The organism is Corynebacterium sp. TAE3-ERU16 (assembly GCF_019209935.1).
Classification (GTDB): Bacteria; Actinomycetota; Actinomycetes; order Mycobacteriales; family Mycobacteriaceae; genus Corynebacterium; species Corynebacterium antarcticum.
Genome location: NZ_JAHUTN010000004.1, coordinates 1 through 17,484, shown reverse-complemented (window position 1 = coordinate 17,484; position 17,484 = coordinate 1). Strand labels below are relative to the sequence as shown.

The following is a 17,484-nucleotide window of genomic DNA, read 5'->3' as shown; positions in this document are numbered from 1 at the left end:
CAAGGTGAGCACCTCCGCCCACAGCGGCGCCGTTGTCACGATCTGGTTCGTCACCACGACGGACCCGGCGGCCGTCATCGCCGGCGAACCCCGCTCCGACCGGGGATTCGGCCGTAAGTACCTGGCTCAACTCAATCCGGCATGGCCGATAACGCCGATCGGGCAGTTCGCGTTGAACCGCAGTGCCCCCGCCTCCACCGGCGAGTACTACATCGCCGGGTACCCGGGAATCACCCTGGTCCAGACGGTCATCGGGGACGTCCGCCGCCTGTCCGAACTGGACCCCCGCCTGCTCACCTCACTGCCCGCGAACGACGTCTACGTCTTCGCGACGGACACCGCGACGGACTTCGGCGGTATCGCCCACTTCCGTGACGGTGAGGTCGTGCGTTCACTGTGCGCCCGACGGGACCGGCTGTACGAGGACATCGGTCTACCGGACCCGTTCGAACTACCCTTCTGGGCTGGTGATCACGATGACGGAAACGGTTCCGGGATCGATCTGCCCTTCCATCCCGTGGACCTGGTCCCCGCGGCCCAGCGGGCGTGGCTGGGATTCGACCTCGCGGCCGACGGCCCCGACGTCCACGTGACGGCCTTCGCCGTCGACGGCCGCCCGGAGCCCCGTTTCCTCGACGGGCCGGACCGCCGTGTGGCAGCGGACCTCGACAGCGTCGTGGGTCGTGCCTCATCGAAACTCGGTATCTCGGTGCGTGATCCCGGATACGACGACTACGAGACCCATGACAGCGGTGACGGGGACGGCGACGAGTTCCGTCGGCTGGCGGAGGCCGGTGCCGCGGCCGCCCGCCGGATCGGACGGAACGTCGCGCGCCGCGGCCGGCGTCTGGGGGCGACCATCGGGCAGAAACTACGGCACACCGACCATCCCTGACGCTCCGGCACGGCGTGTCCGGCCCGCGTCACCGGGGCCCGACCGGTGACGTCCTCAGCGCAGACTGCGCTGCCGCTCATAGAACGCGACGGCGGCTGCGGTGGCCAGATTGAGTGAATCGGTCCCGGGGGCCATCGGTATACGGGCCCGGACATCGGTCGCCCGCATCGCGTGTTCCGAGAGCCCGGGTCCTTCAGCGCCGACGAGAAGTGCCAGCCTGTCCACCGGTTCGCCGTCGGACCGGGTGACGGCGTCGGCGAGGTGCACGGCGGCCGGATCCGGGGTCAGGGAGAGCAGGGTGAACCCGTCGGCCCGCAGATCCGCCAGTCCGCGCTGCCACGTCGTGGGCGTGCCGGGCAGGTGCGCGAACGGCGTCCTCAGGACATGCCCCATGGAGACCCGGACGACCCTGCGGTAGAGCGGATCGGCGCAGCCGGCGCCGAAGAGCACCGCGTCCACGCCCAGTCCCGCGGCGTTGCGGAACAGCGAGCCGATGTTCTCGTGGTCGCCGACACCCTCGAGCACCGCGATGGTTCGGGCGTTCTCGATCGCGGCACCGACACCCATGCCCGCTACCCGGTCTGCCGCGGCCAGCAGTCCCCGGTGCATATCGAAACCCACGGTCTCGGCGAGCGTCCGTCGCTCCACCTCGTAGACGGCGATGTCGTCGGCGGCGACCATCCGGGTGATCTCCGGGTCCGCGAGGAACTCGTCGAGCCGGTTGCCGAAACCGACGATGGAACGCACCGGGAACCGGGAGGCGAGGAGCCTGCCGACGACCAGTGGTCCCTCGGCGATCACCAGCCCCTTACCGCCCGGAAGATCGGGCCGGTTGTCGGAGTGGTTGAGATCCCGGTAGTCGCGGAGACGGGGATCATCGGATGAGGTGACGGGTATGCGCAACACGCTGCCATCGTAGGACACGGCCCCGACCTGACACACGGAAGGCGCCGGTCCCGCCCGCGGGAAAGCGGTGTCGGGGCCGGCGCCGTCGGCTCGGGGTGAGGGGCTACGCGATGGCGTGCATCACCGGGTCGATGGTGAAGTAGACCATGAACAGCGCGGAGATCAGCCACAGCAGCCAGTGGACCTTCTTCGCCTGTCCGCCGGCCAGGGCCATCAGGACGTAGGCGATGAACCCGACGCCGATGCCGTTCGCGATCGAGTAGGTGAACGGCATGATCACGATGGTCAGGAACGCGGGGAGCGCGATGTGGAACTCGGTGAAGTCGATGTCCACGACCTGTCCCATCATCATCGCACCGACGACGACGAGCACGGGCGCCGCGGCCTCGATCGGAACGACCTCGTAGAGCGGGGTGAGGAACATCGCGGCGAGGAACAGGACGCCGGTGACGACGTTCGCGAGACCGGTGCGGGCGCCGTCCGCGATACCGGCGGCGGAATCGATGTAGACCGTGTTCGACGACGCGGAGACGCCGCCGCCGACGATGGCGCCGGCACCCTCGACGATCAGGGCGCGCTTCATGTCCGGGAGGTTGCCGTTCTCGTCGACGAGGCGCCCCTGCTTGCCCAGCGCGGTCATGGTGCCCATGGCGTCGAAGAAGTTCGCCAGCACGAGGGTGAACACGAGCAGCGAGGCCGCGAGGACGCCGATGCGGCTGAAGGCACCGATGAGGTCGACCGCACCGACGAGTGACAGGTCCGGCGCGCCGCCGACGGTGTCGGGGAGCTGGGGCACGGCCAGTGACCAGCCGGTGGGAACCGGCTTTCCTTCGACGAAGGAGGGGCCGGAGTCGGTGAGTGCCTCGACGATCATGGCGATGACCGTGGTCGCGACGATACCGATGAACAGTCCGCCGCGGACCCTGCGGGTGACGAGGATTCCGCAGATGATGAGTCCGGCGCAGAACACGAACGTCGGCCAGGAGCCGATCGAGCCGTTGATGCCGAGGCCGACCGGGACCGTGGTGCCCGCGGCATCGGGGATACGACGCACGAAACCGGCGTCGACGAGTCCGATGAGGGCGATGAACAGGCCGATGCCGACGCCCATCGCGGCCTTCAGGGAGTGGGGGATCGCCTCGAACACGGCGACCCGGAATCCGGACACCGCGAGGATCACGATGATGATGCCGTCGATGACCACGAGCCCCATGGCCTCGGGCCAGGTCAGACCCTCGGTGGCCACCAGGGTCACCGCGACGAGCGTGTTGATCCCGAGTCCCGTGGCGATACCGAAGGGGTACCGGGCGATCACACCGAAGGCGATGGTCATCACGCCCGCGGCGAGCGCCGTCACGGCCGCGACCTGCGGGATACCCAGGGTGTCACCGTTGATGTCGGCGGTGGTGCCGATGATCAGCGGGTTGAGGATGATGATGTAGGCCATGGCGAAGAAGGTGACCACGCCGGCCCGGATCTCGGTGCCCACGGAGGAACCGCGGGCGCTGATGTGGAAGAAACGGTCGAGTGCGCCGTCGGACTGGTGTGTCGTCGGCGCGGCAGCGGGAACGCCGCCGTTGCTCTCGGTCATGAGTGTGGGGTGTCTTTCCGTACGTACGGTCAGGGAATGTCACACGCCCTCCCGTCCAACCGGGCAAGAGGAATACTGTGCCACGGATACAATGGCACCGGCACGCACCCGTGGGCAACCGGACTTCCTGCAGGACCGGACGTGATTCGGTGTCTTCCCCGCGCCCGATGGACCGCCCGCCGGACACACCCCGCGGACGCACCCCGACCTCCCGGACCTGACTGTGACAACAATTCTGCTGATAGACAACCACGATTCCTTCACCCATCTGCTCGGCGACCTGATTCACCGCGCGACCGGGATAACCCCCCGCATCCTCCCGAACAATTCCCCCCGGGTCACCCCCGGGCTCATGAGCTCCGCGGATGTGGTCGTCATCTCCCCCGGCCCCGGTTCGCCACACTGCCGCGAGGATCTCGGCGTCTCCGCCGCCGCGATCGCACAGGACCGGGTACCGGTGATCGGCATCTGCCTCGGACATCAGGCCATCGCCCTGGCGGCCGGCGCGACCGTCAACCGCGCCCGCCATCCCCGCCACGGCCTGGCGAGCAGGGTCTCCCATGACGGCACCGGTATCTTCAGCGGTGTCCCCTCCCCCATGGAGGTCGTGCGGTACCACTCACTCGACGTCACCGACCCTCCGCCGAACATCGATGTTCTCGCGCGGGCGGACGACGGCACGATCATGGCACTGCGGCGCACGGACGCCCCGCAGTGGGGCGTCCAGTTCCATCCCGAGTCCATCGGAACGCACCACGGCGAGAGGCTTCTGCGGAACATGGTCGAGGAGGCGCTGCGGTACACCGGATCACGCGGGGCCGACGGCGTGCGCCGGTGGCGGCGGATCCCCGTCTCCGCCCCACCCGGGGCACTCGAGGTCGCCGACGTCTGGCGGAGCAGGTACCCGGCGCTGATCTGGCTCGACGGCTCCGCCTCCGGTACCGGCGGAGCCACGACCGGTGCCGGGGAGAGAGGGGCGGAGTCGACCCTCCCCCGGGCCACCGGAATCGTCGCGGCCGGACATCGCCTGGTCCATCCGGCGGACATCCCCGCAGGCCGGCTCACCCCGGACAGCTCACCGGCCCGGCCCGACATCGTGCCCGGCGCGTTCGGGGTCCTGACCTACGAGGCGTCCGGCGGGTGGGACGGCGCGACCCCGGCGCAGGTCGACCCGGGCGAACAGCTGCTCGTCCCGGACGTCGTCTACCAGTGCGGACCCACCGGAGGGTATCTCACGTTCCCCGCCGACCTGTCGGACGGCGAGGCCCTGGCGCTCCTGCCTGATTCGGGGCCGGGACGCCCCGCCGAGGTTCCGACCGCACCGGCCCTCACCGGCGAGGTCCAGCTGCGGCACGACGCCACAACCTACCGGGAGCTGGTCGAGCGGTGCAGACGCTACATAGAGTTCGGCGAATCCTATGAGCTCTGTCTGACGACACGGGCCACCGCGGAGCTGGCGGAGGATCCGGATCCGTTCGCCCTGTTCCTCCGTCTCCGGCATCTCGCCACGGCACCCCGTGCGGGGTTGTTCATCACCCCGCACCGGTCCGTGCTGTCGGTCTCCCCGGAGCGGTTCGTGACGGTGACCGCAGGCTCGGTCGCGGCGTCCCCGATCAAGGGGACCCGTCCGAGGGGCACGACCCCCGGGCGCGATGCCGCACTGATCGAGGAACTCGCCTCGAGTGTGAAGGACCGTGCGGAGAACATGATGATCGTCGATCTGCTGCGCAACGATCTGGCACGCAGCTGCATTCCCGGCTCCGTGACCGTCCCGGAGCTGTGCGCCGTCCACACCTTCGATCGGGTACACCAGTTGATCTCCACCGTGACGGGTCGGCTCCCGGTGACCTCGACGGGAATCGATGCGGCACTCGCGGCGTTTCCCCCGGGGTCGATGACCGGAGCCCCGAAACAACGCAGCATGGACATCCTCGCGGAGCTCGAGAAGACTCCCCGTGGCGTCTACTCGGGATGCATGGGTTGGTTCTCCGCCAACGGAGACGTGGACCTGTCGGTGCTGATCCGCACCGTGGTGGTCACCGGCAGGACCCTGACCTACGGTGCCGGGGGTGCGGTGACCCGGTTGTCGGATCCCGCGGAGGAATGGGCCGAGGTCATGGTGAAGATGCTCCCGTTCCGGCTGCTCCTGGGAACGGATCTTCCGGGGGAGGACCGATGACCGGCGGTGCCCGGGTCGCCACATCGTTCCGGATGGTCGACGGCCGGGTCCGGTGCTGGGGGGCGCACATGGATCGCCTCGGGCCGTTCCTGTCGGACGGGGCCGAGTCACGCATCCGCTCGGAGCTGCGGAAAGCGGGGCCGGGAGCCTTCAACCCGATGGTGTCGGTGGGACCGGATGGTGTGGAGGAGGTGCTGATCCGTCCGGACCGTGGGTTCAGCGACCGGGTGACCGTCGACGCGGTGGGACACCGGGACCTGCGCCGGTCCCCGACGGTGAAGGGACCCGATCTCGGATGGCTCGCGGACCGGCTGGCGGAGTCCCGGGACCGGGGCGCCGGGGAGGGACTGCTCCTCGACGACTCCGGTCATGTCGTGGAGGCCGTCTACTCCGCGATCCTGGTGCTGGGACGCGGCCGGGCGACGCTCGTCCGGCACCCCCGGTCCCTGCAGTCCACGACGGCCGCCGGGGTCTCCGGCCATCTCCGCCGCGCAGGATGGACGGTGACCGACCGGGCGGAGATCACACCGGGGGAACTCATGGATTCACCCGTCTGGTTACTCAACGCGTTCTCCGGGGTCCGGGCCGTCAGCGGATGGGTCACGGCGGCGGGGGTCACCACCGCGCCGGACGCGACCACCGCCGGCCCGGAGGGCGTCGCCGGGGTCGGTGTGTGGCTCTGGCGGAACGCGACGCAGCTCTAGAACTCGACGGTGGACTCGTCGTCGAACGCGGTCCCCTCCGGCCGGCCGAGGGCGTCCGCGGGTGGAGTGTCCGAATGCGCGCCGCACCCGTACCCGCTGTGCGCGACACGTCCGTCGGCGGCGTACTCGTTGGTGCACACCCCGAAGCTCCCCATGACCTTCTCCGGCAGGGGCACCCAGAAGGCGCAGCTGCCGCAGTGCAGTGCCGCGTGCCGCGCGAACTCACTGGTCGGACCGAAGTCACTTCCCCGCCACCTGTGGAGGGTCTCGTCGAGACCACGCCGGGTGAGTCGCTTGCCGGTGTGCTGACACGGAATCGCGGGACGGTCCGGGCCCGTGGTGTCGTCGAGCTCGGCGGCGTCGACGAGGCGCCCGTCATCGGGCCGCGGCGGCATGACGTCTCCGGGGCCCAGGTCGCCGGGCCGGACCCTGTCCACGTACGGCACCCAGTCCGGAGCCCGGAGCGCGTCAGTGCCCGGCTGGAGGGCCACCTCGTTGACGGTGATCCGCTCGGAATCCGGGGCACAGGCCACGACGGCCACCCATTCCCATCCCCCGTACCCGGGTACGTCCGCCGCGAACCGATGGGTGGCGGCGTGCTCCCCGGTCCGCGACACCCCGAGGTGAACGCCGACCCCGCCCTCACCGAGCTCGAGGACGGCGTCCCGCGCGACGGCGATCGCCCCGGCTCCGAGCAGGGGGTCCCCCGTCGGCTTCTGCTGCGGGTCAGCGTTCCGGTTTCGTCTGCGGTTTCTCTTCGGCACGCGTTCATTATCCCGTATCTGGTGCATGATGAACGAATGCCCCCTGTCACGCCCCGGAGAACTCGCCGCGCACTCACCGCCGCTCTGCTCACCGCTCTGCTCACCGGTTGCGGTGGCGGACCGGAACCTTCGGCCGACGACGACCGGGAGGTGGCGAGATTCGGGGTGGAGATCGTCGACCGGCATCCGATGGATCCGACCAGTTTCACCCAGGGTCTGGAGTATGACGGCGAACGACTCCTCGTCGGGACGGGGCTCACCGGCGTCTCCCGGGTCTACACCTCCGGGCTGGACGGCAGGGAAATCCGATCCGCGGCCCTGCCCGGGGAGTTCTTCGGCGAGGGGGTCACCGACACCGGCACCGTCATCTGGCAGCTGACGTGGAAGGGTCGGACCGCCATCAGGCGGGACCGGGAGACCCTGCGGGAGACCGGACGGGCGTCCTACCCCGGAGAAGGGTGGGGGCTGTGCTCCTTCAGCGACACCGTGGTGATGTCGGACGGCAGCGATCACCTGCGGCTGCTCGACCCCGACGATCTCCGGGAACGCTCACGGGTACCGGTCACGATCGGGGGCGAACCGCTGGAGCAGCTCAACGAACTGGAGTGCATCGAAGATCATGGCCACAGGTCCGTTCTGGCGAACGTCTGGAAGAGCACCGACATCGTGCGCATCGATCCGGTGACCGGCACCGTCGACGCGGTGATCGACGCCTCGGATCTGGACGCTCCGGCGCCCCGCGATCCCGATGACGTCCTGAACGGTATCGCCCGGATACCGGGTACGGACAGGCTGCTGCTCACCGGCAAACGCTGGGGCACCCTCTACGAGGTGCGTCTGACCGAACGCCCCCCGACTGACGGTTAGACTTCGGGCATGGCTGATCGAAAGAACAAGGGCAGGAACCTCCGGCAGTTCGTCACGCTCATCGTCGCGGTGGTCATCGTCGTCGTGGTGTCGGTGCTGTTCCAGCACTGGTGGAACAACCGACCCGGACCGCCGCCCCGGGAAATCACCATCGAGGCGTCAGCCGGGGGACGGACCGTGACCGTGTCTCCGTACAGCGCCTGCGAGATCGATGTCGAGTGCCCCGAGGGCGAGGTGACGGATCTGGCGGTCGGGGCGGACGAGACCCTCACCGTCACGCTTCCCCCCGAGGTCTACGACCACGATTTCTCTTTGCTGATGATCTACGACAACCCGGCCGCGAACGACCAGCGCCTCTACCCCGGAAACAGCACCAGGGAGGTCGAGGTTCCGGGGTCCGTGGCACTCAAGGCCGACGACGCGGGAGAATCGACCGACGCCAGGCTGCTCGTCGTCGAGGTGAGATCACCTCAGATCAGTGTGGGCGAGGACGGGACGGAGAGCCCAGTCCGTGTCGTCTGGTCGATCAACGCCCAGCCCTAGTGCCGGCCCCAGTCCAGGCCCCGCTCCAGCGGTCGGGTCAGGAGTCGAGTTCCCGCGCAACCGCGCGGAGAATCTCGGCCACCTGGCGTCCGGTCCTCCGGTCCGGCCTGCGTCCCGAACGCAGATCCGGCTGAACCTTCGACTCCATCAGTGTCACCAGGTCGGAGATCATCCCGTGGAGTTCCTCGGGCTGATATTTGTGCTGCACCCGCCTGGACACCCGGGGGCTGTCCAGGAGCTTGACCCGCAGTGCCTGCGGCCCCCGGCGTCCGGCCGCGAAGTCGAACTCGATACGCTGCCCCGGGTGGAGCTCCTCAACCCCCTCCGGGAGCACCTGCTTTCCCACGAAGCAGTCCTCGTCGCCGGGGTTGGAGACGAAGCCGAAGCCCCGCTCGGAGTCGTACCATTTGACCTTGCCTATGGGCATTGGGAGCCACCCTTTCCTTGAGCACCGTGCGGGTCCGTTTACGTCGGGAGATCGGGTCCATCAAGACCTGCCCCACCGACACCCGCGTATCGCGTAAAACATCCAGTATACCCCGGCAAACCCGGCGTCCCACACACTCGCCGTTCCGGGGTTGCCACGGAGGGCAGGAGAGCACCGCCGCCCGCGGGAATCGACCGGCTGCACCGTTTTCGTCCGGTGGACCGGCGAAGACGGAAAACTGTGACATAACCAGATCACCCGCCCTCACCTGCTGTTTCTCCATTTTCGGATCGTCAGATACGTCAAATCCCGGCAAAGAACGTGACAGTTTCGTTATAAACCAGTACCGTATCCAGTCGTAGGCCCCACCACCGCGCCGCAGGACCCATCGCACCCCTGTCCGGGACACCCGGCGACGCGGCAGCCACCACCGGGGCCCGTGGATCTCCACACGACCACAACGCAGAACATCTTCATGACACGGCCGATCCCACCCGGGACGGCACGTGGAGCACCCGACACAGACAGCCAGGACAGGGACGGAGCACCACCGCACCGGAGTCCAGAACTCCGGTGCCGGCGACCGGGGAACCGGAAGCCGGGGTGGCCCCGCCGAGCGATGACCGAGAGGAAACAGAACACTTCATGGCCCGCCACGCAAAGAAAACCCACTCCCGTATGACCCGTCTCGCGGCCTCCGCCGTGACCGTCGGCGCCGCGGTGTCCATCATGGCGCCCAGCGCCGGTGCGGCCCCCTACTCCGACTGGGACCGGCTCGCACAGTGCGAGGCCGGCGGAAACTGGGCCATCAACACCGGAAACGGCTTCTACGGTGGGCTGCAGTTCACCCCGAGCACCTGGCGCGCCTACGGCGGTACCGAGTACGCGCCGCTGCCGCACCAGGCCACCCGCGAACAGCAGATCGCCATCGGGGAGAAGACGCTCGCCGGCCAGGGTTGGGGAGCATGGCCCGCCTGCTCGGCCCGACTCGGCCTGAATTCCGCGCCGAACACGAACCGCGGAGTCCCCGCACCGGCAGCCGCACCGGAGGTCGGGAACGTTCCCGCGCCGGCCCAGTTCAACGCCGAAGTGACCGAGGCGGAGGATGCCGCCGTCGGCTCCAGTTACCTCACGCCGGTCGATTCGCTCTACAACGCTCTGGTGGCCGCCATGCGGAACCTCGGAATCCCGGTTCCCCGCGAGCTCACCGCCTTCTACCAGGCGAACCGCAACAACTTCGAGGCGTTCTACAACGCCAACCGGGACAGCATCGGATTCCTGCTGGGCCGCTAATCCGCCTGCCCCCTTCACGGGGATCCAGGGTGACAGCCCACCGAGCCCGGTGCACACATCGCGTATGTGTGCACCGGGCTCGGTGGTTCCTCGGTCAACCTGAGGAGGATCCGCAGCACCGCCCCTCCGGCAGCACGAAAAGCCGGTGGTCACCGCATCCAAGCGGCAGCCACCGGCGCAGGCCGGAGGAGTTTCGGTTCTAGCGGTTCACCCGGGTGTAGGGGTGGACGTAGCCGAGTTCCTCCACGGGGCGCGGGAACACCGTGTCATCACCGAACGGGCTCGACGCGCCGTCGACCTTGGAGACCAGCTCAGTCACCGGATGTCCGCCACCGGGAACATGGTCCGGCCAACCGGGATCGACGTAGGTTTTCTTCTCGATTTTCGACATGCCACCATTGTCTCAAACACGGTGGAGAAAAGTCACCTTATGACCATCTAAACTTGTCGGCACCATGAAAAAACCCGACTCCGCCTCCGATTCCGGCCCCACGTTCCGTCAGTGGTTGTCAGGGGTCGATGATGACCGGCTCTCCCGGATCATCGACAACCGACCCGACACCGCGTGGCCGTTACCTCCCGGAATTGGAGCGCTCGCGGCCCGACTGCAGCTGCGGGCCTCCGTCGCCCGCGCCACCGCGGGCCTCACGGCCCTCCAGCTCGTCGTCCTCGAGGCCGCGGCCGCTCTCGGTGGTGAGCTCCACCCGGTCGGCTCCCCCGAAGTGGTGGAACTGGTCACCGACCGGCTGGGCGCCGGTGGTGGCTCCGCGCGCATCACCCCGGGGACTGTGACCCGCACCCTGGGGGAACTCATGGACCGTGCCCTGGTCTACGGGGACGACGAGCATCTCCGGGTGACCGCTGAGGCGATGTCCTCCCTCCCCGCGAACTGGCAGCTCCTCCCGGACCCCGGCGGCCGCGCGGAACAACTCGACGAGGACGCCGCGCGGGCCCGCATCGCCGGTCTCTCCCCCCGGGAACGCCGCATCCTCGACACCCTCGTATCCTCCGGAGGATTCGGACTGTCGAAGGACGCCGCGCCCGACGCCGATCCCGGACGCCCGGTTCCCCGGCTCATCGATGAGGGACTGCTGCTTCGGGTGGACAACCGAACGGTCAAGATGCCCGCGTTGGTACGGGGGATCCTCGACGGGACCGGAGTGGCCCCCCAGCCGCTGCTGCCGTCCCCGCGGTGCGGTGGCGAAGGCGCGGACGGTCTCGCCGCCGATGCGGCGGCGCAGCGCCGGGCCGATGATGAGGGAGCGGCCGCCGGACTCGAGGTCACCCGCCTCATGCGACGCCTGATCACCGTACTCGGAGAGCATCCCGCCCCGTGTCTGAAGGAGGGCGGTATCGGTGTCCGGTCCCTCACCAGGTTGGCGAGGGACCTGGACTGCGATGAGATCACCGTCAACCGGTTGATCTGTCTCGGTGTCTCGTCCGGACTGCTCGGCAGAGGTGAGCCGGATCCGCCACCGGCGGATGATCCCGGCGGTGACCTGCTCGCACCGACAATCGAGTCGGACGCCTGGCTCGCCACCGGGCTGGCCGCCCGGTGGGCGACGCTCCTCGTCGGCTGGTCCCGGTCCACCTGGGCGTACTGGCGCAACGGGCGGACCGACGCGCGTGGTCGCTCCATCCACCTCCTGTCCTCCGCGACCGAGCACCAGGGACTCCCCGACGTCCGCGCGCTGGTCATGGCCCAGTTCGTCCGACCTCCGGAAGGCATCCGGCTCAGCCGCGGTGAACTCGACGAGGATCTCCGGTTCACCGCACCGGTCCCCGCCAGCCGCATCCGTCCGGGCACCGTCGACGAGATCCTCGCCGAGGCGTCCTGGATCGGGGCGCTGGCCCACGGCACCGCGACCACTCCGCTCCGCGTCCTGTCACGCGAATCCTCCGCCACCCCGGAAACCCCGGGCCCGGCGGTTCTCGCCGCCACCGGCTCCGTGACCCCGGCCTCCGTGGACACCCTCATCGCGCAGGGCGACATGACCGTTCTCGCCCCGGGGCCGCTCGAACCCGAACTCGAATCAGAGCTGACCCTGACCGCGGACATCGAATCAGCTGGGGTAGCCAGTGTGTTCCGCATCACCGAAGGCTCGATCCGGCGGGCACTGGACGCCGGACGCAGCGGCACCGACATCCGCTCGCTCCTGGAGCGGCACACCCTGGGCGAGCTCCCGCAGAACATCGACTACCTCATCACCGACGTCTCCCGGCGCCACGGCGCCCTGCGCGGCGGCCCGGCCCTCTGCTACCTGCGGTGCGACGACGCCGCACTCCTTCTGCAGGTCGCGCAGGCCCCCGGCGCACGGAAGGTCGCGCTCCGTGTCATCGCCCCCACCGTCGCCGTCGCCCAGGCCCCGCTGATCCAGGTGCTCGACGCCCTCCGGGCCGACGGATTCCAACCGGTCGCGGAGTCCGCCACCGGGGCCAGCCTCGATCTCCGGGAACGTCCCTCACGGCTGCGGGCGGAACCACGACCCGCGAACGCCGTGTCCCCCGGCACCGACTCCACACGCACCCGCGACGTCGTCGCCGCCGTGCGTCGGGGTGAAGCCGCACAGGATGCGGCGAGGAAGGGCCGCACCGCCACCGACGACACCGGACGGGTCGTTCAGGGGGCGCGTACCCTCGGCATCCTGCAGGCCGCCGCGAGATCGAACCGGACGGTGACACTCGGATTCGTCGACAATCACGGCCAGGCCGGGTACCGGCGCATCACCCCGGTGATGGTGTCGGGCGGGCAGGTCGACGCCGTCGACGAGGCGACCGGGGAAACCCGTCGTTTCCTGCTCCACCGGATCACCGAGGTCATTCTCGGCGACGACTGACGCGCGGACATCCCCCGGCGGAGGGTGCAATAATGGTGGTTTGTCCCCTGCCCGGGGATCATCCGCGAAGCTGGAGAGGACGTGATCGCCTGTGCCCATCGGCGATGGACCGCTGATCGTGCAGTCCGACAAGACCGTGCTGCTGGAGACGGGGCACGAGAAGGCCGACGCCGCCAGATCGGCGCTGGCGCCGTTCGCCGAACTCGAGCGCGCCCCGGAACACGTGCACACCTACCGGATCACGCCGCTGGCACTGTGGAACGCACGCGCCGCGGGACACGACGCGGAACAGGTCGTCGACATGCTCGAGACCTACTCGCGCTTCCCTGTGCCGCAGGCGCTGCTCATCGATGTCGCGGAGACCATGAGCCGCTACGGCCGGGTCCGGCTGCACAAGGACCCGGCGCACGGTCTCACCCTCGAATCCGACGAGGCCGCGATCCTCGCCGAGCTCATCCGGCACCGGAAGATCGCCCCGATGCTCGGACAACGGATCGACGACACCACGTTCGCCGTGCACCCGAGTGAACGGGGCCGACTCAAACAGGAACTTCTCAAGGTGGGCTGGCCCGCCGAGGACCTCGCCGGCTACGTCGACGGGGAGGCGCACCCGATCGAACTGTCCACCGAGAACGAACAGTGGGAGTTGCGGGACTACCAGTCCCAGGCCGCCGAGGCCTTCTGGGCGGGCGGCAGCGGAGTGATCGTGCTCCCATGCGGTGCAGGTAAGACGATGGTCGGTGCCGCCGCGATGGCGAAGGCCAAGGCCACGACGCTCATCCTCGTGACCAACACCGTGGCCGGGCGCCAGTGGCGCGACGAACTGATCCGCAGGACCTCCCTCACCGCCGACGAGATCGGCGAATACTCCGGCGAGGTCAAGGAGATCCGCCCGGTCACCATCGCGACCTATCAGGTGGTCACCCGCCGCACCAGGGGCGAGTTCCGGGCACTCGAGCTGTTCGACTCCCACGACTGGGGGCTGATCATCTACGACGAGGTCCATCTGCTGCCCGCGCCGGTCTTCCGGATGACCTCGGACCTCCAGTCGCGGCGACGCCTCGGACTCACCGCCACCCTCGTGCGCGAGGACGGTCGTGAGGGCGACGTGTTCTCCCTCATCGGCCCGAAACGCTTCGACGCCCCGTGGAGGGACATCGAGGCCCGCGGTTACATCGCCACCGCCGACTGCGTCGAGGTCCGGGTCACCATGACCGATGCCGAACGCATGGCCTACGCCACAGCGGAGGCCGCCGACCGGTACCGGCTGGCGGCGTGCGCCGGATCCAAGATGCGGGTCGTCCGAAAACTACTGGCCAGGCACGCGGGCCAACCGACCCTGGTTATCGGCGCCTACCTGGACCAGCTGCAGGAGATCGGGCAGACGATCGATGCCCCCGTCATCGAGGGCAGCACCTCGAACAAGCGGCGGGAGAAACTGTTCGCCGCGTTCCGTGCCGGGGAGATCAAGGTCCTCGTCGTGAGCAAGGTCGCGAACTTCTCCATTGACCTTCCGGAGGCCGCGGTCGCCATCCAGGTGTCGGGCACCTTCGGTTCCAGGCAGGAGGAGGCGCAGCGCCTCGGCAGGCTCCTGCGCCCCAAGGCCGACGGAGGTGAGGCCCACTTCTACTCGGTCGTCTCCCGCGACAGCCTGGACACCGACTACGCGGCGCACCGGCAGCGCTTCCTCGCTGAGCAGGGCTACGCGTACCGCATCATGGACGCGGCCGATCTTCCCTCCCCCGGCATCTAGACTGACAGGTGGCACCGGCCACTGATTCCAACCACGGAAGGTAACTCCCACGCGATGAGCGCAACCGACTTCCCCTTCACCGTCGACGAGACCCACAACAAGGCGAACAACGAACTGTTCCGGGATTCCCGTCGCCTCGTGGTCTCCGCGGGGGTGTTCGGTCTGATCCAGCTCGCCGTCGCGGCCGGGGTCCTCCTGTACTTCGGTGGACAGCCGTGGGTCTGGATGATGACGATCGCCCTGGCCGTGATGGCCCTGGTGAGTTTCGGCATGATGGTGGTCCTGCCCAGGAAGGTCGGCACGGCGCAGGAACTCTACGACCGCTACCCACTGGCACCCGCGATCGTCGCGGAGGTCAACGAACGGGATCTCGTGCTCCTGGCGCTGGTCGACACGACCGTCGACGAGGCCGGGGAGCCCCGGTGGGCGCTCGCCGCACGGACGGTCACCAGACTCACGGGCCATCCGCGGAAGGTCGGTGAACGGGTCCCGTCGGTGGCGGTGTCAGGGCAGCGGAACCTCTCGGACAGGGAACACTGGAGCGAGGTCACCCCGATGCCGATCTCCTGGGCGACACCGGACACAAGCGTGATCGACCGGGCCGCCGACGCCATCCCGGCGGCCCGGTGGAAACGCCTGGAGAAGTCCCTCGGCCGCCTCGCCGAGGTCCGGGAGACCCCCGCGGACCTGCTCGTTCTCGACTGACGGGTCGCGGCCCGGAGTTTGCGCCCGCCGGACGGTCGCGCGCCGGCGGCACCGGGGCCGGCCGCGACGGCTCCAGCGGCGTCGGCTCAGACACGGGGTCGCCCTCACCGGTCCGGGTTCCCCCCCCCGTGCGCGGGGTCACCGACCGCTCCGGGTTCTCCCGTCGAAATCGCCGATCCACCACGGACGGTCGACCCGGGATCCCCACCGTGAACAGAGCGACCACATGGACCTCGACTGGCGCGGTGCCACGGCATGAGTGGATCAGCGGACAGCCCCGGAACCGGTGTCTCCGACGACCGTGGGCGTCGCATCCATGAATCGGATGTCGATCCTCCGTTCATCCCCGCACCCGCGCGGTCCGTCGGGAACCTCGAGCAGAGCCCCTCCGAACCCACGACCAGCCGACACCGGGCGGAAGCTGCGGTGTTGCGGGTCACCGCCTCCGCTACGAGCGTCGCCTGGATCCTGGCTCTGGTATTCAGCAGGACCGGGAACCATGTCGCGGGACAACTCACCGCGGGGAGCTTCAGCGGACCGCTCGCAGCGGCAGCCATCCTCCTGATCTGTGCCGCACTTCCCCTGCTGGTGTTTTTCAGCCCGGATCCGAGACGCTACCGGCGGCTGATGGTTCTCTCCGCCACCGGATACACCGTCATCATCAGCACCCACATCGTGTTGAAGGCGGTGTACGGCAGTTCTCCTCTCGGCGACCTCCACATGGAGGACTACGCCGGGTTTCCCGCCATGTTCTTCGCCGCCTCACTCCGACCGCCGCTCGGATACGCTCTCGGCGCGATCATCATCGCCGCCTCCACACTCCTGAACAATACGATTCCCCGTGGTAGCCACTTCTTTCTCGCGATCGCCCACGGTGAGATCATCGTCTTCCCCTTCCTCGTGTTCCTCGCCTACGCGACCAGCACCGCCCGGCAACTCGATGCTCGCGTTGCGTCACTGCACCGCGCCGCACTGGTGAACGCCGGGTCCCGGACGCTGCGGGAGACGGAGACCCAGTTTCTGGCCCACGTGCATGACAACGTCCTCACCCTCCTCGGCTCCGTCGCCCGGGGCAATCCCGGGATTGATACCGAACAGATCGTCGGAAGATTGTCACCCGACGGGGTTCCGTACACGGGCGGTGCCCCGGTCGCGGTCCGTGACCTCATGGATGAGGTGCTGCAGATCGTGATGACGTTCGATCCGTCCACCGTTGTCACATCGACACCCGTGCCCTCCACCGCGGTGACCCTCCCGGCTTCGGCCGGGGCGGCGATCTGTGACGCTCTCCGCGAGACTCCGCTCAATTCCGTGAAACACGCTCCGGACGCCCAACGCCGGTGCGCGATCATCGTCGCCGACAGCGACAACCGTCTGCGTGGTTTGACCGTCCGCTACAGCGATGACGGTCCCGGTTTCGACATCAGACGGATTCCGGACGACAGGGCGGGGCTCCGGCTGACGGCCTTCGGCCGCCTGCAGACCACGAAGGGCGGAGTCGTCGACATCGAATCGGCGCCGGGGAAAGGGGTGGCCGTCACGATCGGATGGAGCGCCGACAACTACACCCGGATGCCGGCGGCACAACCCCGCGACCCGTTCAGGTTCCCACCCTGTACTTCGGTCTCGTCCCGTAGACATAAGCGTCTGGAGTGTCCCCCCCCCCGCGGCTGCCGCCCGAACAGCCCACGCCAGGTATTCCGACGCGTGAGCTTCATCATGTCCACGCACCGCCGTCATTGCCGTGAAAACCGGAGCCTCGGAGTCAGGAAGCACACCCCGTACCCACCACTCCGGGTCGCCGCAACCCACCCACCGCCCCGCCCCGGAGGCCAGCGCGCCAGGTACAAACCTCCCGGGCCCCGCCCCAGGACGAGACAGGCCTGAATCACGAAAAAGCACCGGCCCGGGTCGACGTTCCTGTCGATCCGGGCCGGTGCCTGTTATGTGAAGTTGTAGTGTCGGCGGTGTCCTACTCTCCCACACGCTCCCGCATGCAGTACCATCGGCGCTGGTGGGC

15 protein-coding genes are annotated in these 17,484 nt (G+C 68.7%); 10 read left to right on the top strand and 5 right to left on the bottom strand.

Annotation, left to right across the window (positions count from 1 at the left end; all coding sequences use genetic code 11):
- The first annotated feature begins 4 nt into the window (after positions 1 to 4).
- Positions 5 to 895, top strand: coding sequence for a DUF6928 family protein (locus tag KRX55_RS05225; protein WP_218406744.1), 891 nt, complete (start codon positions 5 to 7; stop codon positions 893 to 895).
- A 54-nt stretch (positions 896 to 949) separates the two neighbouring features.
- Here KRX55_RS05225 and KRX55_RS05220 read toward each other — a convergent pair whose 3' ends face one another.
- On the bottom strand, positions 950 to 1,801 hold the full coding sequence (locus KRX55_RS05220; RefSeq protein WP_370625756.1) for a TrmH family RNA methyltransferase: 852 nt from the start codon (positions 1,799 to 1,801) through the stop codon (positions 950 to 952).
- 103 nt (positions 1,802 to 1,904) lie between these two features.
- Complete coding sequence (locus KRX55_RS05215) at positions 1,905 to 3,392, bottom strand: NCS2 family permease (protein ID WP_218406743.1); 1,488 nt, start codon at positions 3,390 to 3,392, stop codon at positions 1,905 to 1,907.
- A 223-nt stretch (positions 3,393 to 3,615) separates the two neighbouring features.
- Between KRX55_RS05215 and KRX55_RS05210 the strand changes: the two genes are divergently transcribed.
- Positions 3,616 to 5,571, top strand: a complete 1,956-nt coding sequence (locus KRX55_RS05210; RefSeq protein ID WP_218406742.1) for a chorismate-binding protein — start codon at positions 3,616 to 3,618, stop codon at positions 5,569 to 5,571.
- Positions 5,568 to 6,275 (top strand): aminotransferase class IV, encoded by a 708-nt coding sequence (locus tag KRX55_RS05205; RefSeq protein WP_218406741.1) that lies wholly within the window; start codon positions 5,568 to 5,570, stop codon positions 6,273 to 6,275. The genes KRX55_RS05210 and KRX55_RS05205 overlap by 4 nt, the downstream gene beginning before the upstream one ends.
- On the opposite strand, the gene KRX55_RS05200 is transcribed toward KRX55_RS05205, so the two are convergent.
- Positions 6,272 to 7,066, bottom strand: a complete 795-nt coding sequence (locus KRX55_RS05200; protein ID WP_218406740.1) for a DUF3027 domain-containing protein — start codon at positions 7,064 to 7,066, stop codon at positions 6,272 to 6,274. The genes KRX55_RS05205 and KRX55_RS05200 overlap by 4 nt on opposite strands.
- 9 nt (positions 7,067 to 7,075) lie before the next feature.
- Between KRX55_RS05200 and KRX55_RS05195 the strand changes: the two genes are divergently transcribed.
- Complete coding sequence (locus KRX55_RS05195; protein ID WP_218406739.1) at positions 7,076 to 7,906, top strand: glutaminyl-peptide cyclotransferase; 831 nt, start codon at positions 7,076 to 7,078, stop codon at positions 7,904 to 7,906.
- A 9-nt stretch (positions 7,907 to 7,915) separates the two neighbouring features.
- Entirely contained in the window at positions 7,916 to 8,449 is a 534-nt protein-coding gene (locus KRX55_RS05190) for a DUF2771 domain-containing protein (protein WP_218406738.1), read from the top strand.
- 37 nt (positions 8,450 to 8,486) lie between these two features.
- Here KRX55_RS05190 and KRX55_RS05185 read toward each other — a convergent pair whose 3' ends face one another.
- Complete coding sequence (locus tag KRX55_RS05185) at positions 8,487 to 8,876, bottom strand: cold-shock protein (protein ID WP_218406737.1); 390 nt, start codon at positions 8,874 to 8,876, stop codon at positions 8,487 to 8,489.
- Positions 8,877 to 9,521: 645 nt separating this feature from the next.
- On the opposite strand from KRX55_RS05185, the gene KRX55_RS05180 reads away from it, so the two are divergent.
- The gene (locus tag KRX55_RS05180; protein WP_218406736.1) at positions 9,522 to 10,169 is read left to right on the top strand and encodes a resuscitation-promoting factor Rpf1 domain-containing protein; all 648 of its coding nucleotides are present in this window, start codon (positions 9,522 to 9,524) and stop codon (positions 10,167 to 10,169) included.
- Between the two features lie 199 nt (positions 10,170 to 10,368).
- Here the strand turns inward: KRX55_RS05180 and KRX55_RS05175 are convergent, their stop codons facing one another.
- Positions 10,369 to 10,560: a hypothetical protein gene (locus KRX55_RS05175; RefSeq protein ID WP_198737630.1), complete on the bottom strand. Its 192-nt coding sequence runs from the start codon at positions 10,558 to 10,560 to the stop codon at positions 10,369 to 10,371.
- Between the two features lie 64 nt (positions 10,561 to 10,624).
- Between KRX55_RS05175 and KRX55_RS05170 the strand changes: the two genes are divergently transcribed.
- From KRX55_RS05170 to KRX55_RS05155, 4 genes are all read left to right on the top strand, one after another.
- Positions 10,625 to 13,006 (top strand): helicase-associated domain-containing protein, encoded by a 2,382-nt coding sequence (locus KRX55_RS05170; RefSeq protein ID WP_218406735.1) that lies wholly within the window; start codon positions 10,625 to 10,627, stop codon positions 13,004 to 13,006.
- A 91-nt stretch (positions 13,007 to 13,097) separates the two neighbouring features.
- Positions 13,098 to 14,759 (top strand): DNA repair helicase XPB, encoded by a 1,662-nt coding sequence (locus KRX55_RS05165; protein ID WP_218406734.1) that lies wholly within the window; start codon positions 13,098 to 13,100, stop codon positions 14,757 to 14,759.
- A 54-nt stretch (positions 14,760 to 14,813) separates the two neighbouring features.
- Positions 14,814 to 15,464 (top strand): DUF3239 domain-containing protein, encoded by a 651-nt coding sequence (locus KRX55_RS05160; protein ID WP_218406733.1) that lies wholly within the window; start codon positions 14,814 to 14,816, stop codon positions 15,462 to 15,464.
- Positions 15,465 to 15,719: 255 nt separating this feature from the next.
- On the top strand, positions 15,720 to 17,351 hold the full coding sequence (locus KRX55_RS05155) for a hypothetical protein (protein WP_218406732.1): 1,632 nt from the start codon (positions 15,720 to 15,722) through the stop codon (positions 17,349 to 17,351).
- Positions 17,352 to 17,484: the final 133 nt, after the last annotated feature.

Excerpts from the sequence above, each read along its gene's own strand:
- KRX55_RS05155 (WP_218406732.1), top strand. The coding sequence starts at position 15,720 with ATGAGTGGATCAGCGGACAGCCCCGGAACCGGTGTCTCCGACGACCGT.
- KRX55_RS05180 (WP_218406736.1), top strand. The coding sequence starts at position 9,522 with ATGGCCCGCCACGCAAAGAAAACCCACTCCCGTATGACCCGTCTCGCG.
- KRX55_RS05160 (WP_218406733.1), top strand. The coding sequence starts at position 14,814 with ATGAGCGCAACCGACTTCCCCTTCACCGTCGACGAGACCCACAACAAG.
- KRX55_RS05175 (WP_198737630.1), bottom strand. The coding sequence starts at position 10,560 with ATGTCGAAAATCGAGAAGAAAACCTACGTCGATCCCGGTTGGCCGGAC.
- KRX55_RS05195 (WP_218406739.1), top strand. The coding sequence starts at position 7,076 with ATGCCCCCTGTCACGCCCCGGAGAACTCGCCGCGCACTCACCGCCGCT.
- KRX55_RS05215 (WP_218406743.1), bottom strand. The coding sequence starts at position 3,392 with ATGACCGAGAGCAACGGCGGCGTTCCCGCTGCCGCGCCGACGACACAC.
- KRX55_RS05205 (WP_218406741.1), top strand. The coding sequence starts at position 5,568 with ATGACCGGCGGTGCCCGGGTCGCCACATCGTTCCGGATGGTCGACGGC.
- KRX55_RS05170 (WP_218406735.1), top strand. The coding sequence starts at position 10,625 with ATGAAAAAACCCGACTCCGCCTCCGATTCCGGCCCCACGTTCCGTCAG.
- KRX55_RS05185 (WP_218406737.1), bottom strand. The coding sequence starts at position 8,876 with ATGCCCATAGGCAAGGTCAAATGGTACGACTCCGAGCGGGGCTTCGGC.
- KRX55_RS05190 (WP_218406738.1), top strand. The coding sequence starts at position 7,916 with ATGGCTGATCGAAAGAACAAGGGCAGGAACCTCCGGCAGTTCGTCACG.
- KRX55_RS05200 (WP_218406740.1), bottom strand. The coding sequence starts at position 7,066 with ATGCACCAGATACGGGATAATGAACGCGTGCCGAAGAGAAACCGCAGA.